Genomic DNA, 21,968 nt, shown 5'->3' on the forward strand with positions numbered 1-21,968 from the left:
ACCATTTACCGGATTCTAGCCTTCCAGACTGTGTCGTAATTGTAACAATTGTCATTCCGAATCCCGATAAAGTCGGGATGAGGAATCTTAATACCTTATTATTTTCCGGGAAGGATTTCAATTTTCCAGACAGTATTTTTCAATTTCATCGGCAACCTTCCTGGCAAAGGCCACCGCCTCAACAACCGTTTTAGGACCGGTAACGATATCGCCCGCCGCGAACACGCCGGGTGAAGAGGTATGGCCGTTTTCATCGGCGTTCACCAGGCCGCTTTTTGTTTTCGCAACATTGCTGTCGGTCATTACCGCTCCCTGCGGTCCCTGGCCAATGGCAAGGATAATCGAATCGGCGGGAACCTTCCGGACGCGGGTAAAATCTTCCTCGCAGATGAATCCCTTCTCCGTTTTTTCGGCTGTGACGGCAACACATTTCACGCCGTCCTCTTCGAGCTTAATAGCCTGCAGAAGATGGATAAACAGGACGCCTTCCTCAACCGCGTCGGCAATTTCGCGCTTGTTGCCCGTCATGGCTTCTTCCGGCAGACTGTTGATTACCGTAACACTGCTGTCGGGGCCGATATGCCGGGTCGCAATTCTCGCGGCGTCAAGGGCAACATTCCCCGCTCCCACCACCACAACGTTTTTGCCCAGATGGTAGGCTTCGGGGCTTTTAAGATAGTCGATTGCATAATAAACATTGCCGAGGGTTTCACCCAGCAGGCCAAGCTTGTTGGGTTTTGCCGTACCGACGGCGATAAAGACGGCCTTGTAGCCATCGATAAACATATCGTCAAGGGTTATGGAGGAGCCGATAAAGGTGTTCGGCTTGAACCGGACACCGAGCGCGCTTAAAATAGGTTCGTATCGTGAGACAATTTCTCTGGGGAGTCTGAATTCGGGAATGCCGTATCTCAAAACTCCGCCCATCTTGTCGCGGGCTTCCATCAGCGTGACCTGAAAGCCTTTCAAAGACAGAAGAATGCTCATCGTTATTCCGGCGGGGCCTGAGCCGATTACCGCCACGCGGATGTTTTTCTTATCGATGACCGGGGGGGTGTATTCGTTGAGATATTTTCCGGAGAGATACTGTTCTATTTTGAAGAATTCCACCGGATCGGATTTTTTGCCCAGCACGCAATGGCCGCAGCAGTTGCGCTCATGCGGGCAGACGATGGAACATATGGCGGACAACGGATTATTGGCAAACAGCATTTCCGAAGCTTCCTGCTCCTTTTCCTCTTCAAAAAGCCTCATGACATCGGGTATGGGCGTGGATACGGGGCAGTTTTTCCGGCACTGGGGAACCTTGCATTTTAAACAACGCGATGATATCTGATGAAGCACTGTGATCACATCCTTAATGAGTTCATGAATCATATAAGCCAAAACCTGCGCGCTTTCAAGCGCGATTTTGTATTCGCTGCCTGCAGAAATCGCAGAAATCATCAGGATAGTGAGAATCGGTGCAGGGGAAAAATATTTGGAATATTTCTTCATCCCTTTTTTTAGAAAGGAGGCTTAGAGAGGATTGGACAGGCGTTTAAAATCGTCCTGAATCATTATTTATTGAAGGGATCAGTCGATGACTTTAATTTCATCTCCGACGGAAATGGTGCCTTCCGATAAAACGCGGACGAAGATTCCTTCCTTGGGCATCACGCAATCGCCCACGGCATGATAGATCGCACACGGCGTCAGGCAGGTCTTTCCGATTTGCGTGACTTCCAGCAGGACATCAGGGCCTGCTTGAAGTTTCGTCCCCACCGGCAAGGTGTAAAGCTCGATGCCCTGTGTTGTCAGATTCTCGGCAAAGTCCCCATAATTGACATTCAATCCCTTTTGCCGGATTTTTTCGATACTTTCCTGCGCAAGCAGACTGATCTGGCGAATGGCCATACCGATATGGGCGTCGTTTTCCAATCCCTGATTGATGACGGCGCGGCAGGCCGAGATGTTGTGCTTTTTCTCGCCTTTTTTCTCACTGATATTAACGGATAGAATCCTGCCCATGGTTATAAACTCCTCACGGCGACGGCTTCAATTTCCAGGGGCACGCCTTTGGGCAGAGCCGACACTTCAACAGTTGAACGAGCGGGCGGCAGAGTGGTGAAAAATCCGGCATAAAGCTCATTGACGACGGCGAAGTCGTCCATGTTTTTTAGAAAGATGGTGGTCTTTACAACATTATTCAGCGACAAGCCGTTTTCTTCAAGCAGGGTTTGAAGATTGGCCAATACCTGGCGGGCAGCGGGCCTGATATCCATAACGATTTCACCGGTCGCGGGATTAATCGGCAGTTGCCCTGATATGAAAATAAGCCCGTTTGCTTCCACGGCCAGTGAATAGGGTCCGGCGACGGGCAGTTTGATGGATGTGATTATTTTCTTTTCCACGGGGCCTCCTGTGTTATTTGGTAAGGACAAAAATGGCATTTTGCGCCAGCAGATTAGGCAAAAAAGAAATCCGGCCTTTTTTGCCGAGATAGTACCGCTGCTCGATATGAATGTTCTTCTTCTCGCAGTAGTCGATAAAGTCACTGATGGTCAGGAAACGGATGTTGGGTGTTTCAAACCAGTAATAGGGCAGCGCTTCATTGATCGGCGTTTTACCGGAGAAGAAAAGAGTCCAGCGCGCCGAGAGATGCGCGAAATTGGGAAAACCCACAATGACCTTATGTCCCAGGCGGAGTGATTCCTGAATCACATAATCCGCTTTTTTAATTTCCTGCATGATCTGATTGAGAATGACATAATCAAAAGACTGGTCGGGATAATCCGCCAGACCGCTTTCAATATCGCCCTGCAGAACCGTTAATCCGTTTTCCACGCAGGTGTGCATCTGCTCTTCATCAAGTTCGATGCCCTGCACCAAGGCTTTTTTATGCTGCCGTAAAAGGGAAAGCAGTTCTCCGTCGCCGCAGCCCAGATCCAGTACATGAGCTCCTTCATGGATAATATCCGTAATGATTTGATGATCAGGTTTCATTTGTTCAGTCGTTTCTTTCAGGGTTGATGAATATTGGCCAGGAAATTCTTAATCAATCTTGCTTCATCGTCTATCTCAATCAGGAATGCATCGTGGCCGTAAGTCGATATCAGATCAAAATAAGTGGTGAAGGCATGTTTTCGTTTTAACGCGCGAACGATATCCTGCGACTGATACGAAGGATAAAGCCAGTCGGTTTTGAAGGAAATAACCAGAAACCGGACCGCGGTTTTTTTGACATCCGGAATGAAATGAACGCCGGAGAGATCAAAATAGTCAAGCGCCTTGGTAATATAGAGATAGGAATTTGCGTCAAAGCGTTTGACAAAATTGTAGCCGCGGTATCGCAGATAACCTTCCACCTCGAAGTCATCGGTAAACTGAAAGCTGAGGTTGTCGTTTTTCAGCCGGCGCGAAAATTTTTCTTCCATGGACTGATCGCTCATGAAGGTGATGTGACCGATCATGCGCGCCACCGCCAGACCGTTTTCCGGCTGGCCGTGCTCATAATAAAAACCCTTGCGCCAGGCCGGATCGGCCATGATCGACTGCCGGATGACTTCATTAAAGGCAATCTGCTGCGGTGAATGCTTGAGCGCCGTGGCAACCGGAATGGCGGCGAGCACGCGGTCGGGATAGGCTGACGCCCATTGCAGTGTCTGCATGCCGCCCATTGAGCCGCCGATGACGCACAGGAGTTTTTCTATGCCGAAAAAATCAATTAAATGACGCTGGGCTTCCACCATGTCGGCAATCGTAATCATGGGAAAATCCAGCGCGTAGGGTTTGCCCGTTTCGGGATTGATCGAAGAGGGTCCGGTGCTGCCTTTGCAGCCGCCGATCACATTGGAGCAGATCACGAAGTATTGATGGGTGTCGAGCGCTTTTCCCGGGCCGATCAGGCCGTCCCACCAGCCGGGGGTTTTGTCGTCGGCGGAAATGCCCGCCGCGTGCGCGTCGCCGGAAAGGGCGTGGCAAACCAGGATGGCATTGGATTTGGCTGCGTTGAGCTTGCCGTATGTTTCATAGGCAATCGTAACGGGACCGATGCTGCGTCCCGACTTGAGCTGCAACGGATGGGGCGGTTCGGCAAAAGTAAAGTATTGTGTATGGATAACGCCTAACGAATCTTTTTTCATAAAACTATCTTTCAAACAATTTCCAGCATTCTTTCTATTGCGCCCCTGGCCTGATTCATTGTTTCTTCAGGAACGGTAATCTCATAATCCATGTCTGTAAGGGACCAGAGTATTTTTTCCAGATTGATCCGTTTCATGTTCGGGCAGCTTGCCTTCTCGGATGCCGGATAAAAATATTTCGACGGATTTTCTTTCTGCATGCGGTGGATAATGCCTATTTCCGTGCCGATGATGAATTCAGTCGCTTCATTATCATGGACATAGTGGCACATTTTTTCCGTCGAGGCAACCACGTCGGCCAACCTGGTCAATTCCGGCGTGCATTCCGGATGAACCAACACTTTGGCCTGGGGGTGAAGCCCGCGGGCTCGCATAATATCTTCCGGCAGAATCCGGGCGTGTGTCGGGCAAAAACCCTCCCACATGATAAATTTGCGGCCGACTTGCGCCGACACATATTGAGCCAGATACTTGTCAGGGACGAAAATAATCTCGTCATGGCTTTTCAGAATATGTTGAACCATTTTCAGGGCGTTGCCCGATGTGCAGCAGTAATCGCAATGCGCTTTGACGGAAGCGGTCGTGTTGACATAGCACAACGTCGCCGCCCGCGGATGTTCTGCCTGGAGAGCCTGGAGGCCCTCCGCATCAATCATATCAGCCATCGGGCAGCCGGCCTTGGGGTCGGGCAGCAAAACGGTTTTGGCAGGTGAAAGAATCTTTGCCGTTTCCGCCATGAAGTGAACGCCGCAAAATACAATCACATCCGCGTCAGTGTTGGCGGCTGTTATGCTCAGTCCGAGAGAGTCGCCGACGAAGTCGGCAATATCCTGAACTTCGGGCAGTTGATAGTTGTGCGCCAGAATGATGGCGTTCTTTTCTTTTTTCAATTGTTTTATTTTATTTGTGATGTCCATGCAGTTCTCTTATTTTCTTTTTTTGATTTGTCCGGAGACAGGCCGGGTGATGTCTTTTTTGGCTTCCCGGCCGGAAACCAGATTCGCGAGGGTTACGGCGGCCATCGCTTTTCTAATCGTATTGCTGAGCTCGGCCCAGGTATCTCGGGCCGGGCAGACAGGTGTTCTCGGGCAGATGGCAGGATCTTTTACACAGTTTACCAGGCATATTTCTCCTTCCACCGCCTCTACAATGTCGCACAGCGAAATATCTTTCGGATCCCTGGCCAAGACATAACCGCCGCAGGCGCCCCGGATAGATCGAATGAGTCCGGATGCCCTTAAAGGGATGACGATCAAACTCAGATATTTTTCCGATATGTCTTCACCGGCGGCGATGTCCTTGAGAAAAACGGACTTGCCGCCTCCGGCTGCGGCCAGAGCAATCATCATCCGCACACCGTAGCGTGACCGGGTCGATAGTTTCATAATTACATGCTCTTTAAAGCTTAATATTCATGATCAGGAAGAGATCGACCAAACACTATTCTATTGCTAGTAATTAAGGCAGAAATTGAAATTTGTCAAGAATTATACATGGAAAAGAAGAGAAGCATTCTTGGGAAGGGGTTTTGATGTTTTAAGGCGATGGATTAACCGAATCGTCCGAGTTGCCGGCTGATTTCAGCTGGTCGGAGAAAATATATAATTTGTCACCGGGCGCAACTTTTTTGCCGTTGCTGATCTTGTTCCAGATCATGAGAGCTTTCAAAGGGATTTTGAAACGGGCGGCAATGCCTGCCAGGCTGTCTCCTTTTTTGACGGTATAAACAGAGTTGTTTTTCAGGACAAGCCATTCGGTCATGAGCTTATTGTAGCGTTCGGCAAAACCGGTTGCCGACTCCCGGGGGATATGGATCTGATGGGTGCCCGCGGGAAGATGATAGTACTTGATGTGCGGATTGAGATCTTTAATGACCTTGAAATACGTATTGGCCGCCTGCGCGATGACATGAAGGGGAACGGGTTGACCGGCTTTTATTTCCACCGTATCAAATTGTCTGGGTAAATAAAGATCATCTTCGGACAGGACATAACCGAATTTTGCCGGATTGGACATGATGATCTTTGCCGCCAGTATCCGGAAAACATATCTCTGTGTTTCCTGGTTTAAGTAAAGATCATAATAGTTATTTACTTTCTGCACCAGAATTTCGGATTTCAAACCGTCTTCACCCATGTTGTAAGCGGCGGCGGCCAGCGTCCAGGAATCAAAGAGAACGTGAAGTTTTTTGAGGTATTTTACGGCCGCTTGCGTTGCTTTATAAACATTCCTTCTTTCGTCGATGTCATTCGAGATTTCCAGGCCGTATCTGGCGCCCGTGCTTTCGATAAACTGCCAGTATCCTGCGGCTCCTTTGTTGGAGAAGGCCAGCGGCCGCAGAGAGCTTTCCGCGATGGAGATGTATTTCAGATCGTCAGGCAGTGCATTGGCTTTCAAGACTCTTTCAATTTCCGGAAAGTAGCGGTTGGCGCGTTTCAACCAGAGGATAATGTCGTCGCTGTTATCCAGAGACAACAACATTTCTCTTTCCAGTCTTTCTTTTATATCAGGGTTGGCGAGCGGTACCGGTTCGCCGCAAAAGCTGAGCGGCTCTGTGATTCTGATTGCTTCAAGGATGGTCTGTCCGGCGGATGGCGGTGCTTTGGTTTGAGGCTGGCTGGCCTGCAAAACGGCCTGTGAGGTCTTAATCTGTGGCTGGCTGACCTGCGCGGCGGCGGCGGATTGCGGCGCTTTATTCAGGGTCTCACCCGTTGGCGCACAGGCTGGAATGGTAATGAACAATAGAAATAATGTAAACAGCCTGTGGAATAATGTCCTCAAAATAGATCCTCCCCGGAGAAATATTGCCGTTTATCAGTTGTTAGCAGGTTTTGGCTTTGCCGCAGGAGAGGTCACGCCATCACGGATTTCTTTAAGTTCCCTGGTTGCGCCTTCTTTGACGTCTTTCGACTGTTGAACGGCCGCATCTTTCGCTTCTTTTAAACCTTTGGGGATTTCCTCTTTCAACGCCTTTGCATCCCGTACAATTGCTTCCTTGGTTTCTTTATAGACTTTAACGGTTTCTTTTTTAATGTCTTTGGACTGTTGAACAACCGAGTCTTTTGCTTCTTTCAAACCTTTGGGGACGTCTTCTTTCATCGCTTTGGCATCGCGGACAACGGCGTCCTTGCTTTCCTTGTATCCTTGAACGGTTCCTTCTTTCACCTCTTTGGCCGTGTCTTTTGCGGAGTCGACGACACTTTTATCTGATGGTGCGCCAGTCCCATCGCCGGCGAATACGGCAGGCGTAAAGCCCAGAAGGCAATAAACGGCAAATATGCAAATTACGGCTTGTTTCATGACAGGGTCTCCTTGAAAATATTTTCAGGAAATAATTATTTATTTCATGGTCGGATTATAGGCAAAAAGGAAAACAATTGTCAATGAGAGGAATAAAAACGAGGGCAAATCCGAAGAAGATGAAATGTTTAATTTGAGGCAAATTTGTTGAAAACGTTGCGGAGGTCATGCCTATATTATAGCTTGACGGATAGGTTCATCTCATAATAAACATGCCCTGAAACTGTGAAGACCGGACAGTTAAAAAACATAAACAGGAGAAGATTGTGATCCCGAGATATTCAAGAGAAAAAATGACGGCGATCTGGAGCCAGGAAAATAAATATCAGAAATGGCTGGATGTGGAAGTGGCAGCGTGTGAAGCGATGGTTAAGCTGGGTAAGGTTCCGGCTGAGGCTGTCGAGACAATTAAAGCAAAGGCGGTCATCAACGTTGCCCGGATTGATGAAATTGAAACAGTCACCAAGCACGACGTCATCGCTTTTGTAACGTCCCTCACGGAAAAAATAGGCGAGGACGGCCGTTTTATTCACATGGGCCTCACGTCATCCGATGTTCTGGATACAGCGCTGGCCATACAACTCAAAGAAGCGGCGGAAATATTGATTGCCGATCTTGATCAACTGCTGCCGATACTGAAAAAGAAAGCTTTTGAACATAAAAATACTTTAATGATCGGCCGGTCACACGGCATCCATGCCGAACCGATTACCTTTGGCCTGAAAATGGCTTTGTGGTATCAGGAAATGGAGCGCAATCGGGAGCGTCTTATTCGTGCCAAAGAAACGGTAAGCTACGGGAAAATAGCGGGAGCGGTCGGCACCTTTTCTTTTATTGATCCGTTTGTCGAAGAATATGTTTGTGAAAAGCTGGGTTTGAAGCCGGCGCCTGTATCCTCACAGATTGTGCAGCGCGACCGTCATGCGGAATTTTTTGCCACACTGGCGATTATCGCATCCTCGCTGGATAAGTTTGCTCAGGAAATCCGCCTGCTGCAAAGAACGGAAGTACGGGAAGCGGAGGAATATTTTTCTCCCGGACAGAAAGGCTCTTCGGCCATGCCGCACAAACGCAATCCCGTCCTTTCGGAGAATATCTCGGGTCTGGCCAGGCTGGTTCGTTCATATGCTGTCGCGGCTCTGGAAGATGTTGCCCTCTGGCATGAACGCGATATCAGCCACTCTTCAGTAGAAAGAGTCATCGGACCGGACGCGACCATTGTTCTGGATTTCATGTTGGGGCGGTTTACCGGAATGATCGATAAACTGGTTGTTTATCCGGAACGCATGCTGGCCAATCTGAATATGACGCACGGTGTGATTTTCTCGCAAATGGTGCTCCTGTCCCTCATCGAAAAAGGGACGACGCGCGAAGACGCCTACGCCATTGTCCAGAAAAACGCGATGAAATCCTGGATGGAAGGCATCGAATTCAGAAAACTCCTGGCCGCGGACGAGACGGTTCAAAAGTTTCTGAAGGAAAAAGATCTGGATGGTATTTTTAACGTCAATAATTTTTTAAAGAACCTGGATTTTATCTTTAACCGGGTTTTCGGAAAATAAAGAGAAACATCAGGCCGGGTCAAAAGACCCGGCCTGATGGCAAAGTATTTCAGAAATTATTTTTTAACCAGGATCGTATCCTTCAAAAAAGCATCCTGTGAATCGGGATAGTCAATGGTAAAATGCAGTCCGCGGCTTTCTTTCCTGGCCAGAGCGCTCTGCACAATCAGTTTGGCCACGGTTGTAATATTGCGAAGTTCGATTAAGTCTTTGGTGACTTTGTAATTCCAGTAATATTCGTGAATTTCCCGCTGAATCATCTCAATTCTGCGCAGGGCGCGCGCCAGTCGCTTATCAGAGCGGACAATGCCCACATAATTCCACATGCACCTGCGGATTTCGTCCCAGTTGTTGGTGACGACAATGCTGTCGTCGCTTTCGGATGTGTCACCTGCGTCCCAGGGAAGAATCGGCAAATCACTGAGTTCGGTTTGCCGGAAGGACTTGGCGATTCTTGTGTAAACGCGATGGGAGTATACCAGCGCTTCCAGAAGAGAATTGCTGGCCAGGCGATTTGCGCCGTGCAGGCCGGTGCAGGAGACTTCGCCGCAGGCGAACAGATTGTCGATGGATGTCTTGCCGAAATAGTCAACAGCGACTCCGCCGCAGATATAATGGGCTGCCGGCGCGATGGGAATGGGCTGTACAGCCATGTCAATGCCGTATTCCAGACATTTATGATAGATATTGGGAAAACGGTCCATCAGGAAATCGCGGGTATGATGCGTGATGTCCAGGAGGACATGTTCATCGCCGGAGCGTTTAATCTCCGTGTCGATGGCTTTAGCCACGACATCCCGCGGCGCCAGGCTTTTCATGGGGTGATATTTTTCCATGAACGTCTCGCCGTTTTTTAATTTAAGAATGCCTCCCTCGCCGCGCACGGCTTCACTGATGAGAAATGCCTTGGCTTCGGGATGAAAAAGGCACGTGGGATGAAACTGGATGAACTCCATGTTGGCGACTTTTGCGCCGGCGCGGTAGGCCATTGCAATGCCGTCGCCTGTGGCAATGTCCGGATTAGTGGTAATCAGGTATACCTTGCCTGCGCCGCCGGTAGAAAGAATCGTATACTTGGCCCGGCAGGTATGGATTTCGCCGCGATTGATATCCAGAACGTAGGCGCCCAGGCAATTGATGGTCTGGCCTTCGGCGTCTTTCTGAATGATGAGGTCGATGCCGATATGATTTTCATAAATCTGGACATTCTTGAGAGCGGCAACTTTTTCGTGAAGCGCCCGCTCGATTTCACGGCCGGTCAGATCCTTGGCGTGCAACACGCGCCGGCGGTGGTGTCCCCCTTCCTGTCCCAGATCATAAAGATGAGGCGGCACCTCTGATTTTGTGAAATTGACACCCCATTCAATCAGTTCCTGAATCCGCGGAGGGGCTTCCCGAACCACAAAGTCGACGACATCTTTATTGCAGAGGCCTGCGCCGCAGTCCAGCGTGTCGCTGATGTGTTCTTCAAAACTGTCTGTCTTATCCGTCACCGCGGCAATTCCGCCCTGAGCGTAATTGGTGTTGGATTCCGATTTTTCTTTTTTGGTAACAATGGCTACAGAGCCCAGTTTGGCTACTTTGATGGCCAGGCTTAAGCCCGCAATCCCGCTGCCGATAATTAAAAAATCTGTTTTTATTTCCATGGAAGTGATCCTGATTATTAAAGGTGTTAAAAAGTTTGTTTACAAATACTGAGGGCTTTTATATAAGCCTTTTGAATTATTTGTAAAGAAAATTATCACGGGTATAAGCCGGAATAAAGTCAAGAGGTGACATGCCCTAAGCTGTGCGGGATAGTTCAACTTCCCAGTTTCCCTGTACTTCGTTGAGGAAATTGGAGTTTCACAGGTAAAGAAGGATTGAAAATTTGTTAGTTTTAGGAATTGAATCATCATGTGATGAAACGGCGGCGGCGGTTGTGAGGGATGGGACATTGCTTTCGAATGTCATTGCCTCGCAAATCAAGGATCACAGTGCTTATGGAGGCGTGGTGCCGGAAATCGCGTCGCGTAAGCATATTGAAGCCATTTCTCCCGTAATTAATCAGGCGATGACGGACGCGGGCCTGACATTGCAAGATGTGGAAGGCATTGCCGTAACGCGCGGGCCGGGGCTGATAGGTTCGCTGCTGGTCGGTTTATCCGCCGCCAAGGCGCTCGCCTATGGTCTTAACATTCCTTTCGTCGGCGTCAATCATCTGGAAGGGCATATCATGGCTTCCTTTCTGTCTGAGAAAAGGCCAAAGTTTCCCTTTGCGGCTCTTGTTGTTTCCGGTGGGCATACCAATGTGTACCTGGTAACCGATTATCACAAATTCCAATTGTTGGGACAGACGCGCGACGACGCCGCAGGCGAGGCTTTTGACAAGGCCGCCAAACTGCTTGATCTGGGCTATCCCGGGGGTGTGGTGATTGATAAAATGGCCAAAACAGGCAATCCCAGGGCGTTTGATTTTCCACGGGCCATGAAGGATTCGCCTGATTTCAGCTTCAGCGGCCTGAAAACGTCGCTTTTGACCATGTTCAAAAAACGCGGGGGCAGGATCGGTCAGGAAGAATTGCCGGATATTGTAGCCAGTTATCAGGAAGCCATCATTGATGTGCTGGTTGATAAAACACTCAAAGCAGCCGCTGAGCATAATATCACCCAAGTTGTTGTCTGCGGCGGTGTAGCGGCCAACAGCCGCCTGCGGCAAAGATTTACCGAAGCAACCACCAGGGCCGGTATAGAATTATTTATTCCGCCGATCATTTTATGTACGGATAATGCGGCCATGATCGCAAGCTTGGGTGAAATCATGCTGATCAACGGTCGACGCGATTCACTGGATTTAAACGCCGTGTCGCGCTGGCCGCTGGTTGAAAGACCGTTATGACCACTCCCCGGGAAATACTTAAGCGCTTCAATGTCCGCCCCAGCAAAAAACTGAGCCAGTCGTTTCTGGTTGACGTCAATACGATTCATAAAATTGCTGCCGCGGGACATGTTACTTCCGAAGATGTTGTTGTGGAAATCGGTGCGGGCATCGGTGTAATGACCAAAGACATCGCGCGGACCGCGAGGCAGGTGATCGCCGTGGAAATTGATCCCGGGCTGATAGAAATTCTACAGGATCAGTTGGCTGAATTCCCTAATGTGGAGATCTATTCTGGAGATATATTGAAATTTGATTTCGCTTTAAAATCATCGCAATATAAAGATAAACTTAAAGTGATTGGTAACGTTCCTTACAATATTTCTAGCCCTCTTATTTTCCATTTATTGTCTTATCGGTCCGTGATCAATAACTTTACGTTAATGCTGCAAAAGGAGGTTGTTGAAAGACTCGTTTCTCCACCTGGTAACAAACACTACGGAGTGCCTTCTGTCTTGCTTCAAATGTATGCGGATGTGCAAAGACTGTTTGATGTATCGGCAACCTGTTTTTATCCGGTACCCAAAGTGGCATCTTCTATTATCGGCGGCGTATTCCGTGAGAAACCACTGGTTGAGTTGATGGATGAGGTGTTCTTCAGCCGTCTGGTGAAAGCTTCTTTTGCCCAGCGCCGCAAAATGCTGACCAATAATTTGAAGAATGCCAAATTCCTGGAGGAAATGTCTGACGCCGATATAATGTCCGCCCTTCATGATGCCGGTATCGATGGCAAAAGAAGGGGAGAAACACTTTCTCTTCCGGAGTTTGGCCGACTGAGCAATATTCTGAAATATCGATTGACTAACCCCCGTTGAAATACTAATACTCTTGATAAATTAATCAATTGGATGAACATGAAAAACAAGTATTTATATATTGAAACCTTCGGTTGTCAGATGAATGTGCACGACTCGGAACAAATGGCGGTGTTGATGAAAGATATGGGATATCAACTGACGGATGATTCCCACAGGGCGGATTTAATCCTGATCAACACCTGTTCAATCAGAGCAAAAGCAGAGCAGAAGGCTTTCAGCGAGCTCGGGCGCCTGATGTTGTTAAAAGAGGAAAATCCTGATTTGATCATCGGCTTCGGCGGTTGTCTGGCGCAGCACATGGGCACGAAGGTTCATAGCCGGGCGAAGAACGTTGATCTGGTTTTCGGCACGCATAATATCCACCGGCTGCCGGAGATGGTTGCAGCGATACAAAAAGGCCGGAGGAAAATCACACGGACTGATTTCTCATCGAAAATTACATCCCTCAGTGTTTTCGCACCGCCTCCCGATGGATCGCTAGGCGCATTTGTTTCCATCATGCAGGGCTGCGACAACTATTGCGCTTACTGTGTGGTGCCGTATCTTCGCGGGCCGGAAATGAGCCGGACACCCGATGATATTATCGAAGAAATTGTCAGGCTGACGAAACTGGGCGTAAAAGAAGTGACGCTTCTTGGACAGAATGTAAATTCCTACGGGAAAAAGACAGCGCACGGCTGCAATTTTGTTTCGTTACTTAAAAAAATTAGTAAAATCGATGGTATTGATAGGATTCGTTTCACCACATCGCATCCGAAAGATTTATCCGGTGAATTGATTGACTGCTTTGCCAACATGCCTAAATTATGCGAACATATTCATCTGCCTGTTCAGTCCGGATCCAACCGTATTTTAAAGTTGATGAACCGGGGTTATACCATCGAAGAGTATGTCGATAAAGTCGACCGTTTACGGGGTGTCTGTCCGCAAATCAGTATTACGTCCGACATCATTGTCGGCTTTCCGGGAGAATCGCAAAAAGATTATCAAGAAACCATTGACATGATGGAAAAAATCAGGTTTGATTTACTTTTTTCGTTCAAGTATTCTGAACGTAAAGGAACTGCTGCCCAGAAGTTGCAGGACGTCGTGCCGGAGAATGAAAAAGCGCAGAGACTGAAGGAATTACAGGCCCTGCAGGATCGGCACACGCAGGAGAAAAACTCGGCTATGGAAGGCAGTCTTCAGGAAGTATTGGTTGAAGGCAAAAGCAAAAACTCCGGGCATGATATGATGGGACGGACGCGTTCGTGGAAAATAGTTAATTTTAAAGGCGGTCCGGAGCTGATCGGCAAGCGGGTGAATGTGGAAATTACACGTGGGTATCTGCATTCACTTCGGGGAAAAATGATTAATCGTTAAGGAGGTTGGGGATGCTGCTGGAGATGAAGGTATCAGGATTGACCATCGATCCGATCACCAATACACCCATTGTCATCTTGAAGGATATGCAGGAAAACAAAGCCATTCCGATCTGGATCGGTTTATTCGAAGCCAGCGCCATAGCCACGGAACTGGAGCATGTTGTCTTTTCCCGGCCCATGACACATGATTTGTTATATGAATGCATTAAGGCCCTTGATGTTACGGTTAATCGGATTGAAATTATTGATATCCGCAACAACACGTTTTTTGCAAGCATCTATCTGACCAGGGAAGGGCAAACTTACGCGATTGATGCACGGCCCAGCGATGCCATTGCGTTGGCTTTGCGCGCCCAGGCATCGATCTTTGTTGAAGAAAGCGTGTTGGAGAAGTCCCGCAATATTGATTTCGGTGTGAAGCTCACCGACATTGATAAATTCAAAGAAGACAAAATAAAAGAATTTCTGGAAAATTTGTCCGCTGAAGATTTCGGAAAATACAAGATGTGAAAAGATGAAAGACCTGTTCGCGGATTTTCGAACATTTCTGGATGTAGAGCGCAATGTGTCGGAACATACGCGTACGGCCTACCTGTCGGATATTGAGGAGTTTAAATCATTCCTGCAAAGTCAGGAGAACAGATCAGCGCAAAAAACGATTCTGGATGCGCAGATGGAAACGATCCGGGGATATCTGGCTTTTCTGTATGGCCGGAAACTTAAAAAAGTATCCATCAACCGCAAAATATCTTCCCTGCGGGCGTTTTACAAATATTTGTTGCGCGAGGGCCTGATTAAGAGCAATCCGGCCCAGGGTATCCAGACACCGAAGATGGAAAAATATATGCCGACTTTTTTGTCGGTGGATGAAGCCTTTGAACTTTTAAATACCGCCCGGTGCAATAATTCCGCATCCGGTTTGCGCGAACAGGCCATGCTGGAGTTGTTCTATTCTTCGGGATTGCGTCTGGCTGAACTTGCAGGTTTGGATACGGATGATGTTAATTTAAAAGCGGCGCTGGTAAAGGTGCGCGGTAAGGGAAAAAAAGAGAGAATCGTTCCGGTGGGAGCCGCCGCTTTGGATGCGATCGGAAAATATCTGTCCGCGACGGAGAATTTGAGGAAAGAGCATGCTGTGGATTTATCAAACGGGGCGCTTTTCTTGAATGTACGGGGAAAGAGGATCACGACCAGAAGCATTGCACGCATGGTGGATAAAGCTACCGTCAAAAGCGGTATCGGACGCAAGATCAGTCCGCACGCCCTTCGGCACAGTTTTGCCACGCATTTGCTGGAAGCCGGCGCGGATTTGCGGTCAATTCAGGAAATGCTGGGGCATGAGAGTCTTTCCACGACTCAGAAATACACGGCGGTTAATATCAACCGTCTGATGGAAGTTTACGATCAAGCCCACCCACGGGCTAAAAAGTAAATGAGACTTGGTTTTTTCCAAGGCGAAGCCGCCGGAAAAAACCTTAGTCGAATTTATCCCGAGTAAGCGAAGCGCGACGCGGGATCCAGGAATTGAAAGGCACTTGGCTTTTCCGAGACGGAAGCCGCCGGAAAAAACCTTAGTCGAATTTATCCCGAGCAAGCGAAGCGCGACGCGGGATCCAGGAATTTATGAGGAGATAAAATGCACATTAAAGGCACAACCATTCTTGCAGTTAAGAAGGATGATAAAATTACTGTCGCCGGTGACGGTCAGGTAACGCTGGATACAACGATACTGAAACATGGCGCACGCAAGGTGCGCAGGCTCTATAACAATGAGGTGATTGTCGGGTTTGCGGGAGCGACCGCCGACGCTTTCACACTCTTTGACCGGTTTGATCAGAAACTGGAGCAATACAACGGCAACCTGTTGCGTGCTGCCGTGGAACTGACCAAAGACTGGCGCACCGACCGGGTTTTGCGCCACCTGGAAGCCCTGATGATTGCGGTCAGCCGGGATTATTCGCTGATTATTTCCGGAAACGGCGATGTTATCGAATCGGATGACGATGTAATGGCCATCGGATCCGGCGGCGCCTACGCGCAGGCGGCGGCGCGTGCGCTGGTGAAACACAGTAATCTTTCCGCCACGGAAATCGCCAGGGAGTCGATGAAAATCGCTTCGGAAATTTGTATTTACACCAATGATCATATTACGCTGGAAGAAATTGACCTGAATGAAGAGAAGCCGAAAGAAGTCAAAAAGAGCAAAAAATAAGGAGCAGGTTTAAAAGATGAATAATTCTGGGTTAACACCCCGTGAGATAGTAGAAAAATTAGACAGGCATATCATCGGCCAGGCTGACGCTAAAAGAGCCGTGGCCATTGCCCTCAGAAACCGCTGGCGGAGGCAAAACGTGCCGGAAGAACTGGCGGATGAAATATCGCCGAAAAATATTATCATGATCGGTCCCACAGGAGTCGGCAAAACGGAAATCGCCCGACGATTGGCCAAACTGGATAATTCGCCGTTTCTGAAAGTGGAAGCATCCAAATTTACGGAAGTCGGGTACGTGGGACGTGATGTGGAATCGATGATACGCGATCTGGTCGAATTGTCGATTAACATGCTGAAGGCTGAAGAACAGGAAAATGTCCAGGCCAAGGCTGCCGAAATTGCGGAGGAGCGGGTTCTCGATCTTCTGATACCGCCGCGACCCGTGGAAAAAAAAGTGGGCGACATGCTGAACGATTCCGATCAGGAACAAATTGATCTTCCATTGACTGACGATCAGATCAAGAAGCAGGATGCGACGAGGGAAAAAATGCGCAAATGGCTTCACGATGGAAAACTTGATGAGCGCATGGTTGAACTGGAAGTGTCAGAACCGAAAAGCGGTCCCATGATTGAGATATTTTCCGCGGCCGGTATGGAAGATATGGGTCTCAATCTGAAGGATATGCTGGGCAATATGATGCCGCAAAAGAAGAAAAGAAGAAATGTGAAAGTACCGGAAGCGATTGAGGTCATGGCGGCCGAAGAGGCCCAGAAGCTGATCGATATGGACAAAGTCACCAGAACGGCGCTGGATCGGGTGGAGCAGTCGGGCATCATTTTTCTGGATGAAATCGACAAGATTGTCGGCGGCGATTCGCAGCATGGTCCGGATGTGTCGCGTGAAGGCGTTCAGAGAGATCTGCTGCCTATTGTCGAAGGTTCGAATGTCAACACCCGTTACGGGATGGTGAAGACCGATCATATTTTGTTTATCGCGGCAGGAGCATTTTCCGGAACAAAACCCTCTGATCTGATTCCGGAGCTGCAGGGGCGTTTCCCGATACGCGTGGAACTGGATTCACTGGGGAAGGATGAGTTTGTAAGGATTCTGACCGAACCCAATAACGCTCTGGTCAAGCAATATACGGAAATGATGGCGACGGAAGACATTCAGCTGTCATTTACCGATGATGCGGTGGAACAGATCGCCGAAGTGGCAACCATCGTCAATGAACGGACGGAAAACATCGGCGCGCGCAGACTTTATACCATCATGGAGACGCTGCTTGAGGACATCTCCTTTGACGCGCCGGATCTTGAGGAAAAGAAAATCGTCATAGACGCAAAATACGTCGAAGAAAAACTGGACAACATCGTCGAAGACGAAGATTTGAGCAGATATATTCTATAAAACGGAGAGCGAAATGGAACATATTCAAAGTTCAATGGAGCGGGCGGACATTCTGCTGGAAGCTCTGCCCTACATCAAGCGGTTTTATAACAAAACGATTGTCGTCAAATACGGCGGACACGCGATGGTCGATCAGGATTTGAAAGACAAATTCGCGCGCGATGTTGTCATGATGAAATATATCGGCATCAATCCCGTAGTCGTGCACGGGGGAGGCCCGCAAATCGGCAGCTTGCTGAAAAAGCTGGGCAAAGAATCCAAATTCATCCAGGGCATGCGAGTAACCGATGAGGAAACCATGAACATCGTTGAGATGGTCCTGGTGGGCATGGTGAATAAGGAAATTGTCGGATTAATTAATCAGCATGGCGGAAAAGCCGTGGGCTTGAGCGGTAAAGACGGTAATATGATTGAAGCTGAAAAATATTTTCTGACGGATGAAAAAGCAAAGAATACCCCTTCCGAAATCATCGATATCGGACTGGTGGGTAAAGTAAAAACCGTTAATACCGAATTGATTGTATCTCTGGGACAGAACGGTTTTATTCCCGTTATCGCGCCAACCGGCATTGGCGAACATGGCGAAACGTATAATATCAATGCCGACATCGTGGCGGGCGAAGTAGCCGCCGCTCTGAAAGCTGAAAAGCTGCTGCTCCTGACGGATGTCGCGGGCGTTCTGGATAAGGACAAGAAACTGATTAACACGATGACGGATAAAGAAGCGTTAAATCTGATCGACGAAGGGATTGTTGAAGGCGGCATGTTTCCTAAAGTGAAATGCTGCCTCAAAGCGTTGCGTGGCGGCGTGAAAAAAACGCACATTGTTGACGGACGTCTGAAGCACGCGATTCTACTGGAGGTCTTTACGGACGAGGGAATCGGCACGGAAATCGTTTTATAAAAAGAAAGAAGAAAGCATAATGAATGAGAAAAAAATAATGGCTCTGGCCGATAAAAATATCATGAATACCTACAGGCGGGTTCCCATTGCGCTGACCAAAGGCGAGGGTGTGAAGGTTTGGGATGCCGAAGGAAAAGAATATCTCGATTTTGTCGCCGGCATCGCCGTCTGCAACTTGGGGCATTCCCATCCCAATGTGGTGAAGGCGATCAAAAAACAGGTGAAAAACCTGACGCATGTATCTAATTTGTATTACACCCAGCCGCAGGCGGAAGTAGCCGCGCTGCTTACGAAGCACTCGTTTGCCGATAAAGCATTTTTCTGCAACAGCGGCGCGGAAGCCAATGAAGCGGCGATCAAACTGGCTCGAAAATACGCCCATGAAAATCTGGGACCGGATAAATTTGAACTGATTACCATGAAAGATTCATTTCACGGCCGCACGATGGCGACCATTACGGCCACGGGGCAGGAAAAATTCCAGTTCGGTTTCACGCCGCTTCTGGATGGCTTCAAATACGCGCCTTTTAACGATCCGGCGGCGCTGGAGGCGGCTATCACGTCCAAGACCTGCGGCATCATGCTGGAACCCATTCAGGGAGAAGGCGGGGTCATTATTCCTGAAGAGTCATATCTGGCAAAGGTCAGGGATATTTGCAACAGGCATAAGATCTTAATGATTGTCGATGAGGTGCAGACCGGTATCGGGCGGACAGGCAAATTATTCGCTTATGAATATTCCGGCATCAAGCCTGATATCATGACACTGGCTAAAGCCCTGGGGAACGGCTTTCCGGTGGGGGCCATGCTGGCGACAGACGAAGTGTCGCGCGCCTTCACACCCGGCAATCACGCGTCCACGTTTGGCGGCAACCTGCTGGCCATGGCGGCGGCCAAAGCAACGCTCAAGACGATGCTGGACGAAGGTGTGTTGGAAAATTGTCGAAAAATGGGAGATTATTTTTTAGCAAAACTGCAGGATTTAAAGGCGAAGCACGCGATCATTTCCGGCGTTCGGGGCAAAGGACTCATGCTGGCCTGTGCGCTCACCATTGAGGGTGCGGATATCGTCAGGACCTGTCAGGAAAAGGGATTGCTCATTAATTGCACCGGTGGAAAAACGCTTCGTTTCGTTCCGCCGCTGACGATCGATCAAAAGGATATTGATGCTGCGATTTCAATACTGGATGCGGTCATGGAGGGAAAATGAAAAAAGACTTGCTGAGTTTTGCCGAAATGGCGCCTGCGGATTTTGAAGAAATCTGGCTTCGAGCCGCCCGGCTCAAGAAAATGCTGAAGGAAGGCAAGGAACATGCTTCACTTAAAGGCAAGACGCTGGGTATGATCTTTGACAAGTCTTCCACGCGGACGAGGATTTCATTTGAAGTCGGCATGTATCAATTGGGCGGCATCGCGCTTTTTTTGAATTCACGGGACACGCAAATCGGACGCGGCGAAACCCTTGCGGATTCCGCCCGGATGATGTCGTGTTATCTCAACGGAATAATGATCCGGACCTTTGCCCAGGACAGTGTCGAAGAACTGGCCCGATACGCGTCCATCCCGGTTATCAACGGACTTACGGATCTCCTGCATCCCTGTCAGATCCTGGCGGACTTGTTTACAATCAAGGAGAAAAAAGGGTCTTACGAAGGCGTAAAGGTGGCCTATATCGGAGACGGCAACAATGTCGCCAACAGCTGGATCGAAGCGGCGACGCGTCTGCCTTTTTCACTTGTTCTGGCTTGTCCCGAAGGTTATGATCCGGACAGCCGGTTGATGGAGGAGGGCAGGAAAAACGGACAAGGTCGTGTTCAGTTGTATCGCGATCCTTTCGAGGCGGCCAAGGACGCAGATGTGCTCTACACGGATGTCTGGACGAGCATGGGGCAGGAGGCCGAATCTCAGGAACGAAAAAAGATTTTTAAAAATTATCAGATTAACGGAAAGCTTTTAGGCGTGGCGAAGAAAGACGCCGTCGTTATGCATTGCCTGCCCGCGCACCGCGGCGAGGAAATTACCGCTGATGTCATTGACGGACCGCAATCCGTCGTGGTTGATGAAGCGGAAAACCGTCTGCACGTGCAAAAGGCAGTTTTAGAAATATTGATTTAGGAGGAAAAAATCGTGTCGAAAAAAGTAAAGAAAGTTGTGTTGGCCTATTCCGGTGGTTTGGATACTTCGGTCATTGTTCGCTGGTTGATTGAAACCTATGGTTGTGAAGTGATTTGTTATGCCGCCGATGTCGGGCAGAAAGAAGAATTAACCGGCTTGAAGGAAAAAGCGATCAACACCGGCGCCAGCAAAATATACATTGAAGATCTGCGGGAGGAATTTGCCCGTGATTTCGTGTTTCCCGCTCTCCGCGCCAATGCGATCTATGAAGGAACCTATCTTTTGGGAACGTCACTGGCCCGGCCGCTGATCGCCAAAAGGCATATCGAGATCGCCAGAAAAGAAAAAGCCGATGCAGTTTGTCATGGTGCGACCGGCAAGGGAAACGATCAGGTGCGTTTTGAACTGACCTATATCGCGCTGGATCCTGAAATCAATATCATCGCCGCCTGGAAAGACGACAACTGGACATTTGATTCACGGGAATCCATGATCGATTACGCGAAGAAATACAAAATTCCTATTCCACTGACGAAGAAAAAGCCTTACAGTTCCGACCGCAACCTGCTGCATATTTCCCATGAAGGTGGCATTCTGGAAGACACCTGGGCGGAGCCGCCGGAAGACATGTTTGTATTGACCGCATCGCCGGAAAAAGCGCCGAACAAGCCGACCTATGTGGAAATTGATTTTGTGAAAGGGAACCCGGTGGCTATTGACGGCAAAAAAATGTCTCCGGCGACGCTGATGGATCACATCAACATTTTAGCGGGCAAAAACGGCATCGGCCGTGTGGATATGGTGGAGAACCGTTTTGTCGGCATGAAATCCCGCGGCGTTTATGAAACTCCCGGCGGAACGGTGCTTTGGGCGGCGCATCGCGCCGTAGAATCCATCACGATGGACCGGGAAGTCATGTTCATGCGTGATTCGCTGATTCCCAAATATGCACAACTGGCATACAACGGCTTCTGGTATGCTCCGGAAATGAAGACGCTCCAGACATACATCGACGCGACGCAGGAAAATGTTACCGGCACGGCGAGGATCAAGCTTTATAAAGGGAACTGCATTGTGGTTGGCCGCAAATCGCCTTATTCACTCTACAGTGAAGCGTTTGCCACATTTGAAAAAGATCAGGTCTATAACCAGAAAGACGCTATAGGATTCATCCGGCTGAATGGTTTGCGCCTGCGGATTCAAAAAATGATGAAGAATAAAAAATAACTTTGCGGAGTTCT

General features: G+C 48.8%; 22 protein-coding genes. 12 read left to right on the top strand and 10 right to left on the bottom strand.

Going from position 1 to position 21,968, the window contains the following annotated elements; translation table 11 throughout:
• Positions 1-117 precede the first annotated feature (117 nt).
• The 9 genes from CVU71_01940 to CVU71_01980 all read right to left on the bottom strand — a co-directional run bounded on the left by CVU71_01940 (position 118) and on the right by CVU71_01980 (position 7,424).
• A complete protein-coding gene (locus CVU71_01940) occupies positions 118-1,377 on the bottom strand; it encodes a dihydropyrimidine dehydrogenase (protein PKN21040.1) in 1,260 nt (419 codons plus the stop codon).
• A 198-nt stretch (positions 1,378-1,575) separates the two neighbouring features.
• Positions 1,576-2,010 carry an MOSC domain-containing protein gene (locus CVU71_01945; GenBank protein PKN20572.1) on the bottom strand — a complete coding sequence of 145 codons (435 nt, stop codon included), beginning with the start codon at positions 2,008-2,010 and terminating at the stop codon, positions 1,576-1,578.
• Positions 2,011-2,012: 2 nt separating this feature from the next.
• A complete protein-coding gene (locus CVU71_01950; GenBank protein ID PKN20573.1) occupies positions 2,013-2,432 on the bottom strand; it encodes a reactive intermediate/imine deaminase in 420 nt (139 codons plus the stop codon).
• Positions 2,407-2,985 carry a methionine biosynthesis protein MetW gene (gene metW, locus CVU71_01955; GenBank protein PKN20574.1) on the bottom strand — a complete coding sequence of 193 codons (579 nt, stop codon included), beginning with the start codon at positions 2,983-2,985 and terminating at the stop codon, positions 2,407-2,409. Before metW ends, CVU71_01950 begins: the two co-directional genes overlap by 26 nt.
• Positions 2,986-3,002: 17 nt before the next feature.
• Positions 3,003-4,124: a homoserine O-acetyltransferase gene (locus CVU71_01960; protein ID PKN20575.1), complete on the bottom strand. Its 1,122-nt coding sequence runs from the start codon at positions 4,122-4,124 to the stop codon at positions 3,003-3,005.
• Between the two features lie 11 nt (positions 4,125-4,135).
• Positions 4,136-5,041 carry a quinolinate synthase gene (locus tag CVU71_01965; protein ID PKN20576.1) on the bottom strand — a complete coding sequence of 302 codons (906 nt, stop codon included), beginning with the start codon at positions 5,039-5,041 and terminating at the stop codon, positions 4,136-4,138.
• A 9-nt stretch (positions 5,042-5,050) separates the two neighbouring features.
• Complete coding sequence (locus CVU71_01970) at positions 5,051-5,509, bottom strand: hypothetical protein (GenBank protein ID PKN20577.1); 459 nt, start codon at positions 5,507-5,509, stop codon at positions 5,051-5,053.
• A 151-nt stretch (positions 5,510-5,660) separates the two neighbouring features.
• On the bottom strand, positions 5,661-6,866 hold the full coding sequence (locus CVU71_01975) for a lytic transglycosylase (GenBank protein PKN20578.1): 1,206 nt from the start codon (positions 6,864-6,866) through the stop codon (positions 5,661-5,663).
• A 72-nt stretch (positions 6,867-6,938) separates the two neighbouring features.
• Positions 6,939-7,424 carry a hypothetical protein gene (locus tag CVU71_01980; GenBank protein ID PKN20579.1) on the bottom strand — a complete coding sequence of 162 codons (486 nt, stop codon included), beginning with the start codon at positions 7,422-7,424 and terminating at the stop codon, positions 6,939-6,941.
• 266 nt (positions 7,425-7,690) lie between these two features.
• Between CVU71_01980 and CVU71_01985 the strand changes: the two genes are divergently transcribed.
• Complete coding sequence (locus CVU71_01985; GenBank protein PKN20580.1) at positions 7,691-8,986, top strand: adenylosuccinate lyase; 1,296 nt, start codon at positions 7,691-7,693, stop codon at positions 8,984-8,986.
• 56 nt (positions 8,987-9,042) lie between these two features.
• Here the strand turns inward: CVU71_01985 and CVU71_01990 are convergent, their stop codons facing one another.
• Positions 9,043-10,632, bottom strand: coding sequence for an L-aspartate oxidase (locus CVU71_01990; protein ID PKN20581.1), 1,590 nt, complete (start codon positions 10,630-10,632; stop codon positions 9,043-9,045).
• Between the two features lie 224 nt (positions 10,633-10,856).
• Between CVU71_01990 and tsaD the strand changes: the two genes are divergently transcribed.
• The 11 genes from tsaD (at position 10,857) to CVU71_02045 (ending at position 21,954) form a co-directional block, all read left to right on the top strand.
• Complete coding sequence (tsaD, locus tag CVU71_01995; GenBank protein PKN20582.1) at positions 10,857-11,864, top strand: tRNA (adenosine(37)-N6)-threonylcarbamoyltransferase complex transferase subunit TsaD; 1,008 nt, start codon at positions 10,857-10,859, stop codon at positions 11,862-11,864.
• On the top strand, positions 11,861-12,718 hold the full coding sequence (locus CVU71_02000) for a 16S rRNA (adenine(1518)-N(6)/adenine(1519)-N(6))-dimethyltransferase (GenBank protein ID PKN20583.1): 858 nt from the start codon (positions 11,861-11,863) through the stop codon (positions 12,716-12,718). The genes tsaD and CVU71_02000 overlap by 4 nt, the downstream gene beginning before the upstream one ends.
• Before the next feature lie 39 nt (positions 12,719-12,757).
• Positions 12,758-14,083, top strand: a complete 1,326-nt coding sequence (locus tag CVU71_02005) for a tRNA (N6-isopentenyl adenosine(37)-C2)-methylthiotransferase MiaB (GenBank protein ID PKN20584.1) — start codon at positions 12,758-12,760, stop codon at positions 14,081-14,083.
• Positions 14,084-14,097: 14 nt separating this feature from the next.
• Entirely contained in the window at positions 14,098-14,595 is a 498-nt protein-coding gene (locus CVU71_02010) for a hypothetical protein (GenBank protein ID PKN21041.1), read from the top strand.
• 4 nt (positions 14,596-14,599) lie between these two features.
• On the top strand, positions 14,600-15,517 hold the full coding sequence (locus tag CVU71_02015) for a tyrosine recombinase XerC (GenBank protein ID PKN20585.1): 918 nt from the start codon (positions 14,600-14,602) through the stop codon (positions 15,515-15,517).
• A 204-nt stretch (positions 15,518-15,721) separates the two neighbouring features.
• Positions 15,722-16,297, top strand: coding sequence for an HslU--HslV peptidase proteolytic subunit (locus tag CVU71_02020; protein ID PKN20586.1), 576 nt, complete (start codon positions 15,722-15,724; stop codon positions 16,295-16,297).
• 16 nt (positions 16,298-16,313) lie between these two features.
• Positions 16,314-17,708: an HslU--HslV peptidase ATPase subunit gene (locus CVU71_02025; GenBank protein ID PKN20587.1), complete on the top strand. Its 1,395-nt coding sequence runs from the start codon at positions 16,314-16,316 to the stop codon at positions 17,706-17,708.
• A 13-nt stretch (positions 17,709-17,721) separates the two neighbouring features.
• Positions 17,722-18,612 (top strand): acetylglutamate kinase, encoded by an 891-nt coding sequence (gene argB, locus CVU71_02030; protein PKN20588.1) that lies wholly within the window; start codon positions 17,722-17,724, stop codon positions 18,610-18,612.
• 19 nt (positions 18,613-18,631) lie between these two features.
• Positions 18,632-19,822: an acetylornithine transaminase gene (locus tag CVU71_02035; GenBank protein ID PKN20589.1), complete on the top strand. Its 1,191-nt coding sequence runs from the start codon at positions 18,632-18,634 to the stop codon at positions 19,820-19,822.
• Positions 19,819-20,727, top strand: a complete 909-nt coding sequence (argF, locus tag CVU71_02040) for an ornithine carbamoyltransferase (GenBank protein PKN20590.1) — start codon at positions 19,819-19,821, stop codon at positions 20,725-20,727. The genes CVU71_02035 and argF overlap by 4 nt, the downstream gene beginning before the upstream one ends.
• A gap of 12 nt (positions 20,728-20,739) precedes the next feature.
• On the top strand, positions 20,740-21,954 hold the full coding sequence (locus CVU71_02045; GenBank protein ID PKN20591.1) for an argininosuccinate synthase: 1,215 nt from the start codon (positions 20,740-20,742) through the stop codon (positions 21,952-21,954).
• The last annotated feature ends 14 nt before the right edge of the window (positions 21,955-21,968 follow it).

The organism is Deltaproteobacteria bacterium HGW-Deltaproteobacteria-6, assembly GCA_002840435.1.
Lineage (GTDB): Bacteria > Desulfobacterota > Syntrophia > Syntrophales > Smithellaceae > UBA8904.

What these genes read in the sequence shown, in the direction of transcription:
- CVU71_01940 (PKN21040.1), bottom strand. Translation starts at nt 1,377, where the DNA reads ATGATTCATGAACTCATTAAGGATGTGATCACAGTGCTTCATCAGATA.
- CVU71_01945 (PKN20572.1), bottom strand. Translation starts at nt 2,010, where the DNA reads ATGGGCAGGATTCTATCCGTTAATATCAGTGAGAAAAAAGGCGAGAAA.
- CVU71_01950 (PKN20573.1), bottom strand. Translation starts at nt 2,432, where the DNA reads ATGCCATTTTTGTCCTTACCAAATAACACAGGAGGCCCCGTGGAAAAG.
- metW (PKN20574.1), bottom strand. Translation starts at nt 2,985, where the DNA reads ATGAAACCTGATCATCAAATCATTACGGATATTATCCATGAAGGAGCT.
- CVU71_01960 (PKN20575.1), bottom strand. Translation starts at nt 4,124, where the DNA reads ATGAAAAAAGATTCGTTAGGCGTTATCCATACACAATACTTTACTTTT.
- CVU71_01965 (PKN20576.1), bottom strand. Translation starts at nt 5,041, where the DNA reads ATGGACATCACAAATAAAATAAAACAATTGAAAAAAGAAAAGAACGCC.
- CVU71_01970 (PKN20577.1), bottom strand. Translation starts at nt 5,509, where the DNA reads ATGAAACTATCGACCCGGTCACGCTACGGTGTGCGGATGATGATTGCT.
- CVU71_01980 (PKN20579.1), bottom strand. Translation starts at nt 7,424, where the DNA reads ATGAAACAAGCCGTAATTTGCATATTTGCCGTTTATTGCCTTCTGGGC.
- CVU71_01990 (PKN20581.1), bottom strand. Translation starts at nt 10,632, where the DNA reads ATGGAAATAAAAACAGATTTTTTAATTATCGGCAGCGGGATTGCGGGC.
- CVU71_02000 (PKN20583.1), top strand. Translation starts at nt 11,861, where the DNA reads ATGACCACTCCCCGGGAAATACTTAAGCGCTTCAATGTCCGCCCCAGC.
- CVU71_02005 (PKN20584.1), top strand. Translation starts at nt 12,758, where the DNA reads ATGAAAAACAAGTATTTATATATTGAAACCTTCGGTTGTCAGATGAAT.
- CVU71_02015 (PKN20585.1), top strand. Translation starts at nt 14,600, where the DNA reads ATGAAAGACCTGTTCGCGGATTTTCGAACATTTCTGGATGTAGAGCGC.
- CVU71_02020 (PKN20586.1), top strand. Translation starts at nt 15,722, where the DNA reads ATGCACATTAAAGGCACAACCATTCTTGCAGTTAAGAAGGATGATAAA.
- CVU71_02025 (PKN20587.1), top strand. Translation starts at nt 16,314, where the DNA reads ATGAATAATTCTGGGTTAACACCCCGTGAGATAGTAGAAAAATTAGAC.
- argB (PKN20588.1), top strand. Translation starts at nt 17,722, where the DNA reads ATGGAACATATTCAAAGTTCAATGGAGCGGGCGGACATTCTGCTGGAA.
- CVU71_02035 (PKN20589.1), top strand. Translation starts at nt 18,632, where the DNA reads ATGAATGAGAAAAAAATAATGGCTCTGGCCGATAAAAATATCATGAAT.
- argF (PKN20590.1), top strand. Translation starts at nt 19,819, where the DNA reads ATGAAAAAAGACTTGCTGAGTTTTGCCGAAATGGCGCCTGCGGATTTT.